Annotated in this window: 7 protein-coding genes and 1 pseudogene; 2 read left to right on the forward strand and 6 right to left on the reverse strand. The window is 61.9% G+C overall.

Features of this window, described 5'->3' with window-relative positions:
• Positions 1–74: 74 nt before the first annotated feature.
• The 3 genes from OOZ51_RS18080 to OOZ51_RS18090 are packed head-to-tail and all read right to left on the reverse strand — an operon-like array spanning position 75 to position 3576.
• The gene (locus tag OOZ51_RS18080) at positions 75–1169 is read right to left on the reverse strand and encodes a phosphotransferase (protein WP_265981156.1); all 1095 of its coding nucleotides are present in this window, start codon (positions 1167–1169) and stop codon (positions 75–77) included.
• Positions 1166–2317 carry a phosphotransferase gene (locus OOZ51_RS18085; RefSeq protein WP_265981157.1) on the reverse strand — a complete coding sequence of 384 codons (1152 nt, stop codon included), beginning with the start codon at positions 2315–2317 and terminating at the stop codon, positions 1166–1168. Before OOZ51_RS18085 ends, OOZ51_RS18080 begins: the two co-directional genes overlap by 4 nt.
• On the reverse strand, positions 2314–3576 hold the full coding sequence (locus tag OOZ51_RS18090; RefSeq protein WP_265981158.1) for a phosphotransferase family protein: 1263 nt from the start codon (positions 3574–3576) through the stop codon (positions 2314–2316). Before OOZ51_RS18090 ends, OOZ51_RS18085 begins: the two co-directional genes overlap by 4 nt.
• 478 nt (positions 3577–4054) lie before the next feature.
• Between OOZ51_RS18090 and OOZ51_RS18095 the strand changes: the two genes are divergently transcribed.
• A complete protein-coding gene (locus OOZ51_RS18095) occupies positions 4055–4381 on the forward strand; it encodes a hypothetical protein (RefSeq protein WP_265981159.1) in 327 nt (108 codons plus the stop codon).
• 723 nt (positions 4382–5104) lie between these two features.
• Here OOZ51_RS18095 and OOZ51_RS18100 read toward each other — a convergent pair.
• Together OOZ51_RS18100 and OOZ51_RS18105 are read right to left on the reverse strand one after the other, a co-directional pair.
• Positions 5105–7045: a GDSL-type esterase/lipase family protein gene (locus OOZ51_RS18100; protein WP_265981160.1), complete on the reverse strand. Its 1941-nt coding sequence runs from the start codon at positions 7043–7045 to the stop codon at positions 5105–5107.
• A 549-nt stretch (positions 7046–7594) separates the two neighbouring features.
• Positions 7595–10590 (reverse strand): annotated as a pseudogene (locus tag OOZ51_RS18105) (Tn3 family transposase).
• 189 nt (positions 10591–10779) lie between these two features.
• On the opposite strand from OOZ51_RS18105, the gene OOZ51_RS18110 reads away from it, so the two are divergent.
• Positions 10780–11400, forward strand: a complete 621-nt coding sequence (locus OOZ51_RS18110) for a recombinase family protein (RefSeq protein WP_265981161.1) — start codon at positions 10780–10782, stop codon at positions 11398–11400.
• On the opposite strand, the gene OOZ51_RS18115 is transcribed toward OOZ51_RS18110, so the two are convergent.
• Complete coding sequence (locus OOZ51_RS18115; protein WP_265981162.1) at positions 11341–13206, reverse strand: ABC transporter ATP-binding protein; 1866 nt, start codon at positions 13204–13206, stop codon at positions 11341–11343. The two genes, OOZ51_RS18110 and OOZ51_RS18115, sit on opposite strands and share 60 nt — an antisense overlap.

A 13206-nucleotide genomic window follows, 5' to 3' on the forward strand; every position in this document is an offset into this window, starting at 1 on the left:
GTCTTTCCTTCGTGTCTGCGGCTTGAGGTCTGATTCGGTGTGGTGGCAGTGAAGCTGGCTGAGGCGTCCCCGTCCTAGGGCGCTCTTTCCAGCGTGGTCGGTTCGCTCAGGTATTTCGTGGCCTCGGTTCCCCAGGGAGGGCGGAAGGAATACAGGCACGCGAGACGAAGCCTGGTGCACGCCGCGTAAGCGGCGAATCGTTCCGGGCTGACGCGCAGTCTCTCTGCCGTGGTCACAATGCGGCGGTGGGCGATGACATACCGGCGCGTTGTCAGGAGCTTTTGTCGGAGCCGCAGTTCCACGTGGACGTCGAGGTTCGCGAGATCCAGGGCGGCCTCGGCCCGGCAGTTTTCGTCGAAGTCCAAGAGCCCCGGGCCGCCGGTTCCGTCGGCCCCGAATATCTGTTTGTCATGCAGGTCACCATGCGCCCATCCGAGTGGATCGGCCGGGGAGCCGTTGAGCCTGTTGATGGCCGCCTCCGCGCGAGCAAGCAAGGCAGATCGTGTCGTGGCGGCTTCCGGGACCCCCTGGCTGTGCCGTACCCAATGATTGATCCAGCGCTGGAGATTGGCCACCTCTGTCACTGGCGGGTGGGCCGGCAGGCTGTCGAGGCTGTCCCGGAAGTCGGCGCTTTTGGCGATGGATGCGGTTGTGGCCCAGGCCTGTGACCATTGCGACCAGGTGGCATCAAAAGATGCGTCGGTGACCGTGGCGTGGTCCTGTCCGAGTTCGTAGTAAGGGCGTCCGCCAAGGCTGCTGAAGACCATGACATCGGGCCCGGCCCCGAGGACGCGGGGGGCGGTGAAAGAGCTGCAGGCCAGAAGGGAGGCTGCGATGCGATGCTTGCTCGCCGCATCCACAGCCCGGCCGAGCCTGAATACTTTGACGTACTGGTTGGCGGTGTGGATGACGGCACGCTTGTGGGCACGGTGGACGATGACAGTGCCCTTCGCCGCTTCCCGCGCGAGGGATGGAATCAGCGGATCATCGCGGGGCACAGGATCGAAATTCCCCTGCCGGAAGTGGGCGGCCCGTACCCCGGGCCCAACTGGGTCCCGTATTTCGAGGACGAACTCTCCTGCCACGGATCCGGGCCATGCCCGGCGGACCTGCCACGTAACGCCTGCGCCGTCGCTGACCCGGGCCGGCACGGGAGGGTGCCAGTTCATATGATCAGCTCCCGGGCCTGCTCCGGTGCCGCCCCGGAACTGCCCGGGGTGTTGAATTCGGAGAACGGCCTTTGCGCTGCCTGCGCTTCGAGAAGTCCGGACGCCACGGATCCAAGCCCCGGGCGGAAGGAGTAAAGGCAGGCTAGCCGGATGCGAGTGGCCTGCGCATAGGCGTGAAACCGGGCTGGACTCACGTGGAGGTCTTTCGAGGAGGCCAGTACCTGTGTGTGAGCTACCAGGTAGCGTTCACGAGTCAGCAAGTGCAGTTGGAGCCGAAGCTTCAGGTGGACGTCAAGATTGGCCAGATCACGGGCCGCCTCAGCCTGGGCCGCTGCGTCGAAGTCCAGCAATCCGAGCGGGGACTCTTCGTCGGTGTAGATGACTTGCTTGTCGTGAAGGTCTCCATGTGCCCAGACCAACGGATCCGGTGTTGGCCGCAGGAGGTCTTCGGTCACCTGATTGGCCCTGGCGAGTAGAACGTCACGTTCGGGCCAGGTCTCAGGGGAGTTTTGGTTGTGATGCACCCAGCGGTTCACCCACATCCAGAGATCGGACGTTTCCTTCTCCGGCGGATGGAGCGGCAAGGCGGCAATGAGGTCATGCCTCGCCCCACCATGCAGCCCGACGATTTGCTCGACCCATGCCCGCGACCATTGCGCCCATATGCCCGCGAACGTTTCGTCGTTGACCTTGGGGTCCTCGCCAAGTTCGCGGAGGGTCCGTCCGGGGATTGAACCGAAAACCAGCACGTCCGCGGAACTGTGGATCATCCTGGGCGCGATGAAACTATCAGTGAGCAGAAGGGGACCCATTTGTTCACACCGTTCGGCCGACACGACGGCCCGGCCGGGCCGGAGTACCTTGATGTATCGCCCCTTGGCCCGGATGACCGCCCGCTTGTGGGGTCGATGGGAGATGACTTCCCCTCGGCTAGCCTCCACCAGCAAAGCCGGCAGTCCAGGATCGTCCCGGGGCACCAGTTCAAAGTGGCCGCGCCGCACGTGGGCGGCTCTGACGCCCTTGCGTCCCGGCGTCAGGACTTCAAGGAGATAGTCTCCAGGGGCTTTATCCGGCCAGGCCCGGACGGTGTGCCAAGGCGTACCGGAATCGTCCACTGCGTCCGTCGGGACGGGAAGCTGCCAATTCATTTGGTCAACTCCAATGCCCGGTCGATCTGCCACGCCGCGTCAGCGGCTCGGTCCCGGAACGGATCGACGCTGCCGGTGAACAGCCTGAATGCCGCCCACGCGTTGATATTTGCCCGGGAGAACCTGCCGCCGGCCTGGAGGTATCCTTCGATGAGGTGCGCCGTTTTCGGACCGCCCGCCGTCTGTGAACCCGGCGCCCGGGTATTGATTTCTTCGACGGAGGCGAACGAACCGGTCTCCGCTTCCGGCACGCCGGAGTGAGCCCGGTCAAAATCGATGATCCGGACGTCCTGATCGGCGACGAGGACCTGGTCCGGAGAGAAATCGCCGTGAAGCAGGGTGTGGTGTCGGTGGCTTGTTTGAGCTCCGAGCTGATAGCTGAGCCTGGCAGCGAGTTTCATGGCGGGTTCTTCGAGTATGGGCAGGAGCGCGGTGATCATCGACTTGGTGGCCGTGAGCTGACCGAGGAGGCTTGGGTGCGAATCGGCGGGGTGGCTGCCCGCGTATCCCGGGGCGTTGTGGAGCCTGGCCAGGGCTTCGCCCGCGTGGCGGGCCCCATCGGCGGCGTCGATTGCATCGAGATCCCCGGCGCCCCAGAAGGGGCTGGCGCTGATGCCGTGATCTGCACACCCTGCGTCTCCGAGCAACGGAAGTACGGGCACCCCGTGCCGGTGCAGCCATTGCCAGAAATGCTGCTGCCTTGCGTAGTTGAATGACTCGGCGGCGGCTTTGATGACGATGGAGCCAGCGGGGGAGTGATCTATGAGGACCAGGCGCCGTTCGGGCTTGTATCGAACTATGCTTGCCGCACCGCCCACCAGCCTGCCTGCGGTTCGGGGGAAGGCCCCAAGCCGTTCCAGGCCGTGGTCGCGGAGCCAGAGCAGGTTTCCGGTGAGTGCCCAGTCGTCTTCGAACCCGCCGACGGCGACAAGTGCGTTCGGTTTTCCACCGTCCGGCTGCAGGAGCCGGATATCGCCGCCGTGCGTGCTGGAATAGCTTTCCCGCCGCCGGAGTTTGGAATTGCCGGCCGCGGTCCGGGTCATCGCCCAGCCGTAGTCGGGGTGGCCGTTGCGGGTAAGGCGGAAGGCGGCGAGCACGGACGTCCCCGGCTTGTATCGGACCCTGGTGATCCGTGCCGGCTCTCCCAGCAACTCTGACAGCCGTTGGTTGTCGAGCAGATCAGCCAGGCAAGGAAGGGCGCTGTCACGCAGTGCGAGGGATTGGTCGGCGCTTGGCCGATTTAGCGCTGTCATGCTCATGCCGTCACCTCCAACTTTTCCGGCCGCGTGTTTCGTTGCTGTTCAACCCATGTTGCGAAACGGCTCGCCGGGTCCTTCAGCAGATCGGCCGGCTGGCCTTCTTCGATGATGCGACCGTCCTCGAGCCAGATGATCCGGTCGCAGTTGCGCGCCGAGTGCGCGTCATGGGGTCGCTACAGAAAACGGATTTTATTGTGTCGTAAGGAAGAGGATTTCGGTGGTTCTGCCGCACGTTGGAGTCCGTTTTCCGCGCCCGAGGCTAACCGTTGGCGGGTTTGAGTATTCGTTGGGCTTGAGGGCGGGGCTCGCCGGTGGGTGAGACATACCGGTAGAGGGTCTGCCGGGAGACGGCCTTGGGCCATCGGTACAGCGGTTGGCGCTAATTAAGCGTGTGGTCGTGATCGCTGGCTACGGGTCTTCGGGGTCGGTTGAGACTGAGGTCGCCCGCGCGGGTCGATCTCTTCGGGCGTGGATGTGATTGGCAGGTTGGGACACCGAATCGGCGATCCTGTTCGACGTCGACGGGGTCATTGCGCCGTTCACCTTCCGGGCTGGCCTGGACCATCTGGCAGCCCCCGGGCACGGCACCGTCATGTTCGACCCGGCAATCGTCCACCGCATGGCAGCCATCCCCGTCACCCAGGCGTGGCCGACCTCCTGCGGGTCGGACCCAAGTACGCCTGAAAGCTGCCACGGCCAGTGCGGTTCCAGCGATACGTGGGCCGTGGAGGCTTCAGATAAGCATCAGTATCTGAAGCCCAGTGCGGCGACAACTTCAGATAATGCGAACTCGAAGGTCCGGTAGGCCTCTCAAAAAAGACTTCAGATATTACGACCGGGATGCGGTACCCGCGAATGCGAGGGCGAATGCGGTCGAGGAACGCACGAGGGTCGCTGCTCTAATCGCCACCTGCAGGCGGCCCACGGAACGGGCTCCCGGGTGATCCTCACGACGGCGCACCTGAACCATCTTCCGGAAGATTGCGGTGACGAGAACCTGAAAGCAATGTGCAACAGTTGCCACCTGCACTACGACAAGACCACCATCGCGAGACTCGCGCCCGGACCAAGGCAGCAGCCCTTGAAGCCGCAGGGCAGGGGATGCAGAGCCCAGACTTTAGCTCTATTTGAATCACTGCTTTTACAACTTTGACCAGGAGGCTGGCCTGTGAGCCGGGTAAAGTACCCAACCCACATTGTTGACGGCAAGGGGGGCGTGATCTTCCAGGGCCATGGTCTTCATCCCGAGGTGCGGGCCGAGCTTGTCCACAATTGGGGAGTCGCCTGCAGGGGAGGGTATTCGCATTTCGAAGGTGTTCTATGGTGGGTGCCGCGGGTGAAGAATTGCGCTGCTGGGCTGAATTTCCGTGGAGCCACCAAATCCCCTGCCAATTCCCCCCCCAAGATTTCTACCTTGGGGGTCATGGTCCGGGCTCAATCCCTTACCTCATCTCGTCCTCCTTCGCCGCCTGACTCACGACCGGTCGCCTGGCAAAAGTCATCCAGCCATCAAGCCGACCGCATTCAGCTAATGGCTTAACAGCCAGCCGATGACGAGTACGCTTTCCGCCTCGTACCCGGCTGTGTTGGGGTGGAATGACTGGGCACATACGTTCGGGAAGGATCTTGAAGTGTAGTCGGCGGGGCAGTTGTTCGGGCCGACCGGACCTATCGGGTTTAGGTACTGCGCGTCGTTAATGTACGGGGAATCGCTGCAGAGCTCGTGGTCTGCGAATGTCGGCCGGGTGTCGAGGAAACTGACGTTTACGGACGCGTCGGTGGCGGCGATGGCCGAGTCGGCAGCGTCCGCGGCCGTGTTAAGCCAATTCTGCCGTGGTTTGTTGAGGCCGCTGCAGGTGGAGCCCGTCCCTCCTGCGGGGAAGAGGCGCGGATAGCCTATCTGCACGATCTGCGCGTTGGGTGCGGCGGACCGGATCTCGCCCAACAAGCGGGAAAGGTTCTTCTGCATCGTCGGTATCTTGTCGATCGCGTTCTGGACAGCTTTCTTACAGCCTTTATCACTCTCTTGATGGGCACCTATCCCAGGTCCGACGTTGGTGCCGAGAAAGGCGTGGACACCCGGTCCATCCACGCAACTGCCCAAGACGGTGGAGAATCCGAGGTCGTCGCCTCCGGCGCTCACCATTACCACCGTGTCCTGGGCGTTGAGTGCCAAGAGCTGGGATTTCTCGTGGTCGTCGCTTCTTCCATTTTCGATTTGGGAGATGGTCGCCCCGCTGCAGGCCACGAAGTCCTGTTCTTGAACCAGGGCAAGTGGTGCAAAGGCACCAGGCGAACGATGGCACCTGTCCGAGGCGCTTGCGCTGTCAGGGTTGAACCAGGCGGGGTTGATAGTGGATTGGGGATGGGCAGCGCCGCCCTGCTCGCCGCCGTAGTAGTCGATCGATAACGGATCGTTCTTGCTGTAGGTTCCTTCGCCTGACATGTAGCTGTCTCCGATGGCAGCGAACCGGGGTGCGCCCCCTGAACCAACACCGGATGGCGGTGCGAATCCTGGACATATCTTGACGATGCTGTTGGCCCCGGACATGGTCCCATCGGGAAAGTTGGTTCCCTGTTGGGTGACATAAATGCAGCCATCGGGACCTACTTGAGTGAGGTCGCCTCGATAGCCGCCGCTGGCGAAAGTCGAAAGAGTAGGCGTCTGGGTGAAGTCGCCATTTGGGAAGTCCAGGCGGGTCATCGTCCCGTCGTTGTTGTTGGTCACAACGAAGGGCGGCGTTGTTGAGTGGAAAGAGATCCCATCAGGAACGCCTGAGATGGTCGGAGATGATTGGACAAGGCTTCCATTACGGTTGAGGATGGTGACGGTGTTGTTGCTCCGGTTCGAAAGGAACAGGTAGTTGCCGCTCGGGTCGAAAGCGATGCCATCGATGAAGCTGCCTACCGTCGCGCCCGAGAAGATGTGGGAGGCACCCCCGGGTGCCGCGGTAAAGATCGCGCCATAGTTCGGGCTAATGCCTCCTACGTATACGAGATCGTGGGTTTGAGGATCGGTTGTGATGCCAAGTGCATTGCCTGGTTGTCCGAACACCAGTCCTGTTGCTGCGCCGGTTGTCGCATTGATCTGGACAACTCCGTTGGAGGTGTTGGAGTACAAGAAGCCGTCCGGGTTATTCGTCAGGCCACACCCAGCACCGGAGGCAACGGTTGTCTCGCTTGCGAGGGTTGCGCCGTCTTGCTGGTAGGTCGAGGTCTGAGAGAAGCGATGCAGCGAACCGCCGCTGAAGACGCAATCATCGGCCCACACATCCCCATTCGGAGCGAACGCTACGCCACCGAACAGGCCAGCCGTGCTCCCACTTGCGAAGAGGTTCTGGGTGAATGGAGTCTCCAGAAACGTGAACGGACTGCTCGTGGCAGCACTAGCCATTCCGGGAAAAGCGACAGAACCGAGCATGGCCGCCACGAAGGACACCAGAACAGCAACCGACCATCGAACCTTCATGAGACGCCCTACTTCCTATTTTCGAGTGAGGACACGCCAGTTTCGCCATTCACAGCCCCGGTGGGCAGGGGTGACCAAATAACTGCCAGAGCTCGCCGCTTCGTGCGTAACCTCGCCACTTCATGAAATTTCGGGCCTCCCATTCAACCCGCTATAGCTGCAACCAATAAAGGGCAGATGGAGACACAATTGTGCGCCCGCAACCCGACCACGCTTGTCTCTGCTGTGCCCGGTGCATTTGAGAGTAAGACCAACCGGACGTAGCGTCACGAGTAGCCCATACCTGATTTACCCACACGATCCCAAGCCAGTACTCTCAGATTCAACCAAGCCAGTACTTGCCAACGCGGCAAATAGACACTCGGACTCACGGCCGGTTAGGTGAAGCTGGCTTCGACCTTTCACAGATGGGCCTCCTTGAGCGCGGCCTCACCGACGTGACCAGCCTCTGGCTCTAGAACCAGCAGCCGGGCCGTTGATTTGCGGGGTTAGGTGAGATCTCGCCTACCCCCCGCCCTGCCTTTTTGGGGGCGCTGCAGAAAACGGATTTTATTCTGTCGTAAGGCGCTGCTGGGACATGGTGGGAGGCGGTATGGTCAGCTGCCCCGGGTGACGCAGAGTCCTGAGTTTCCCGGGTTTTGTGGTGTCGCGCCAGCTGTAGTTGCCGGTGAGGTTGAGGTGTTCCCAGCCCAGGGGCGAGAGGTGGCGTAGCAGCCCGGGATCTGGTCTGTCGGCTCCGGTCAACGAACTGGTCGCGTGGTCAAGGTAGATGGTGTTCCAGTACACGATGGCGGCGGTGAGCAGCGTCAAGCCGGAAGCCCGGTAGTTTTGCTGTTCGAAGGACCGGTCCCGGATTTCACCGAGGCGGTTGAAGAACACGGCACGGGCAAGGGCGTTGCGGGCCTCGCCCTTGTTCAACCCGGCGGTGACGCGTTGGCGCAGGCCAGGGTTTTGTGCCCATTCCAGGATGAACAGGGTCCGTTCGAGGCGGCCGTATTCGCGGAGCGCTTTCGCGAGACCGTTTTGGCGTGGGTAGGCACCGAGCTTGCGCAGCATCAAGGACGCGGTGACCGTGCCGTGTTTGATGGATGCGGCCAGACGCAGGATCTCATCCCAGTGCGCCTTGAGATGCTCGACGTCGATAGTGCCACCGATGATGGGTTCCAAGCTGTTGTACTTGGTTTTGTCCGGGGTGTAGATGCGGGTGGTGTCCAGGTCCCGGATCCGGGGCGCGAACCGGAAGCCCAGCAGGGCGGTCAGGGCGAAGACGTGATCGGTGAACCCGGCCGTGTCGGTGTAGTGCTCGAGGATCTTCAGGTCTGATTCGTGGTGGAGGAGCCCGTCGAGGACGTAGGTCGCGTCTCTGACGCCGACGTTGACGAGTTTCGCGTGGTAGGGGGCGTATTGGTCGTTGATGTGCGTGTAGATCAGCTTCCCTGGCGAGGCACCGTATTTCGGGTTCACGTGCCCGGTCGCTTCGGCTTTGGAACTGGTCCGGAACCGTTGGCCGTCCGATGAGGAGGTGCTGCCATCACCCCAGTGCCGGGCGAACGGGTGCTGGTATTGGGCGTTGACCAGTGTGGACAGGGCCGCGGCGTAGGTTTCATCGCGGATGTGCATGGACTGGGTACGGAGCATTTTCGAGTACGTTGCCGTGCTGCACGCTTCGGCCATCTTCGTCAGCCCCAGGTTGATTCCGTCCGCCAGGATCGCGGTCAGCAGCAGTGTTTTGTCCTTCGCCCGCGCCCCGGTCTTCAGGTGGGGGAAATCGTTCGTGAACCCTGTTTTGGAATCGACTTCAAGAAGAAGGCTCGTGATCGGGATCCGTGGGAGCATGCCCGAGACCTGGTTGATCAAAGCTTTCGCCGCTTCGGGCACGATCGTCTCCAACGGTGCCGTCTTCAACCCCAGAGTGGTGATCGAGGCTTCCGGAAGTTCATCCGCTGCAGCCATCTGGTCCACCAGCGCCAGCTGCTCATTGAGGAACTCAAGCCGTTCCTGAAGATACGTTCCAGGATCAGCCACTGCGCGCAGCCCCAAGCCCGTGTTCTTGCGCTCCTGGAAGGTGTGCAGGGGCAGGAGGTAGTCATCGAAGTTCTTGAATTGCCGGGACCCGTGGACCCAGATATCGCCGGAACGCAGCGCATCCTTGAGCCTGGAAAGCACGCAGAGTTCGTAGAACACGGGATCGATCCCGGCCGCGGTGAACACCAACGGCGCCCACCGCTTCGGAACAAACCCGACCGGGGCATCATCAGGGATCAGTTTCACCCTTTTGGTAGCCAGCTCCCGGAGGAACTCGATGCCGGAAAACAGTTCGCGCGCCGATGGTGCGGCGTGGAAGACCAGCTCGTCCAGGAACCCTGGCCAGTACCGGCGGACCATGTGGATGCTCTGCCCGATGCCGGCCAGGAAATCGAAGTCCTTCGGACGCGCCAGAGCCTGCGCTTCGATCACGCTGGCGGTGAACGCGTCCCAGCCCATGGCGGTATCGATGTCATCGAACGGGTCCGTGCCGTTTGTCCTGGCATCAAGGAGGAGCTGTCCCAGCGGTCCCAGGAGGCGGACCTTGTCGTTGATTTCCTTGCCTGCCTGGTGGAACTGTTCCTTGTGCCTGTTCCGGGCGCCGGAGAAGACTTTCGTGAAGATCCGGTCGTGCAGATCAACGATTTCATCGATCACGGTTGCCGTGGACTCAACCGCTACGGCAACCAGTGTCGCGTATCGGCGGGAAGGCTCGAACTTCGCCAGGTCCGTTGCGGACATGTGTGCGCCTTCCTTGGCAAGCTTGAGGAGGCGGTTCTGGTGGACCCTGAATCGGACATCGGCCGGCAATCCAAGATCACGCCATGCCCGGAGACGGTCAAGGTGCTCGCGCATCTGCCTTGAGTTCGGACGTCCCGGCGATTCACGCAACCACACCAAAGGACTCACGCTCTCTCCGGGGACCACCCGAAGCAAGCCATCCAAACGCCGTCGCTGGTCTGCTCCCAAGCCCTCTGTCAGGGCCGCGTAGACGGACCTGTTGCCGCGCGTGATCGCCTCGGCACACATCCTTTCCATCACGGCCAGCGGCGGCAACAAGACCTTCCGGCGCCGCAATGACTCCACCAATTCCTCGGCCAGCACGAACCCGTGATCACTTACCAACGCTGACTTGGACAGAGCCTCAACACCCAGACGTTGTTCCTGCACGGTAAAGGAAGTGAACCCGAGCACCCTTTGCAGCTCAAGCACATGCCGTCGGCTGGTCGCCGTGCCCCGGTCGTAGGTTTCCCATGCATCGGGTGAGATACCGATCTGATCAGCCAGGAACGTCAATACCTGCGGTGCAGGATCTTCTTCGACTCCGAGAACGACCCGGGGTAGCGCATATACGCCATCAAAACAGTGAACCCAAGCCGATTTGCGTCACCACGGCGCTCACGGATCAGCCCGAGATCGGCATCGCTTAGCCCGTAGAACCGGTGAAGGTCAGCCTCCAGAGTAGGAATAGCGAGCAAACTCAGCCGTTCGGCAGCAGAGAGGACGGAACGACGAGGCATACAGGACTCCGATCAGGATGAACGACTTCGAACGCCCAGCCACAACCACGCGCTTGTCATACAATCAAACGATAGAACCCTTGATGAGACCTAATATAAGTAACGGGTTATATGACAAAAAATCGGCCCGGGAGAATACCTTGTCCGGGTGACACTTAACCGTTCGTATAAATGACAGGGGAACGAAGCATGCTGATCGGATACATGCGGGTCTCAAAAGCGGACGGATCCCAAAGCACCGATCTGCAACGCGACGCACTCCTGTCCGCGGGAGTCGAGCCGGGGAACCTCTACGAGGATCATGCTTCGGGGAAGAAAGACGACCGGCCGGAATTGGCCGCGTGCCTGAAGGGAATGCGTGACGGGGACACCCTGCTGGTGTGGAAACTCGATCGACTCGGGCGAAATCTCCACCACCTCGTGAACACCGTCCATGACCTCACAGCCAGGGGGATCGGGCTAAGGGTCCTCACCGGGCAGGGGGCCGCAGTCGATACAACGACTGCGGCCGGGAAGCTTGTCTTCGGCATCTTTGCCGCCCTCGCCGAGTTCGAACGCGAGCTCATTTCCGAACGCACCAAAGCGGGCATGGCTTCAGCCCGGGCCCGGGGACACAAGGGCGGGCGACCCTTCACGATGACGCCGGCGAAGATCCGTCTCGCGATGTCTGCTATGGGCCAGTCCGAGACTCACATCGGGAAACTCGCCAAAGAACTCGGCGTCTCCCGGCAGACCCTCTACCGGTATGTCTCACCCACCGGCGAGCCCCGCCCTCAAGCCCAACGAATACTCAAACCCGCCAACGGTTAGCCTCGGGCGCGGAAAACGGACTCCAACGTGCGGCAGAACCACCGAAATCCTCTTCCTTACGACACAATAAAATCCGTTTTCTGTAGCGACCCCGTCATGGGTGATGGTGATTGACGTCCTATCACGGGTGAGGGCTTCAAGGGCGTTCAGTATCGATTCGCGGGAAGCGGGGTCCAGTCCGGCGGTCGCTTCATCCAGGATGACGATGGGTGCCTGTCTGAGGATGGCCCTGGCAATCGCTAGGCGCTGGCGCTGCCCGCCGGAAAGATCCTTCGCGGCATCGCCCAGAATGGTGTCGTAACCATCGGGGAGCTCGCGGATGAAGCCATCGGCTTGGGCGAGGGCAGCTGCCCGTTCGATTTCGTCGTCGGTGGCGTCGAGGCGACCGAACCGGATGTTGTCCCGCACGGTGGTTCCGAACAGGACCGAGTCCTGCAGCAGGATAGACACGTGGGAGCGTACGGACGCGATCTGCAGATCCTTGACGTCTGTGCCTCCCACCCTGACCGTGCCGGTGCTCGGGTCGATCATGCGAAGGACAAGGCTGGCAAGGGTGGATTTGCCAGCACCGGATGGTCCGAGGATGGCGAGGTGCTCCCCGGCGGGAATCGCTAGATCGATCCCGTGCAGTACCGTTGTGCCTTCGCCGTGGCCGGCGAAGACGTTTTCGAAGGCGATGTCCGGGTTCCGGCTCTTCAGTGCGCGGGCGTTGGGCGCCTCGGGAAGATCGGTTTGCGCATCGAGGAGGTCCGCGACCCTCTCGCCGGAGGCAGTCGCGCGAGCAATTCTGCCCGTCTGCTTGGCCAGGTCCTTCAACGGTTTCATCCCTGTCTTCAAATACGTGAGGAAGACGATCAAATCTCCCGGCGTTATTGAGTGGTCCAATGCCCGCCAACCCCCTCCGGCCAATACAACTGCCGTTGCCAGGCCGATCAGAACATCGGTCCGACGCTCAAGACTGGCGGCGAGCCTAAGCGCGGCAACCCCTGTTCCCAGCGTGGCCTGGTTACTGGACCGGAAGCCCGCGCTGATCGTGTCCTCAAGTCCGTAGGCCTGGACTTCCCGGATCGCGCCGAGCGTCTGGGCGGCCGTCGTGGCCAGGGTTCCTTCACCTTTTCGGGAGTTGCCGGCGGCAGCAGTGATGGGTCCGGAGCTCTTCCGCGAAAGGAGCCCAAAGACGCCGGTCGCTAAAAAGACGACGAGCGCCAATGGCGGGTCGAGCCATAGCAGGATGATCGTCATGGAGATGAGCGTGGCCACGTTGCCCAGCAGCGGCAACCCGGCGGTGACGGCGACTTCCTGGAGACGGGAGACATCTCCAACAAGGCGTTGGACGGTGTCGCCGGTCGAAGCACGGGTGTGGTGGCGCATGGACAGGCTCTGGACGTGACGGAAGGTCTCGGCTCGAAGATCCGCGGCAATCCTTGAGCCGACAAGGGCGAACGATATCGCGGACCAGTAGTTGGCGATGGCACGCACGATGGCAATGACCACGATCGCTCCACCGCACAACAAAAGAGTTTCAAGACTGGCATCCATGCTGGGGCCCGGTCTACGCAGAGTCGCGCCGAGGGAACGGGAGACGGCGTCGATGACCAGCTTCACGGGCCATGGTTCAATCAGGCGGAAGAGGACGTCCGCGGCCAAGGCGGTGAAACCTCCGACCATCAGGAGCCGATGACCGTGAAGATGCGGACGCACGCACCGCAACGTCCGTCGCAAGCCGGATTCCGCCTTGCCGTTGCGCGAGGGGCGCGCGGGCTGCATTCCAGGTCTTGGACGACGATGCCTGGGTGTCGTGGTCAT

Origin of the sequence: Arthrobacter rhizophilus (genome assembly GCF_026241105.1) — a bacterium.
Taxonomy (GTDB): Bacteria; Actinomycetota; Actinomycetes; order Actinomycetales; family Micrococcaceae; genus Arthrobacter.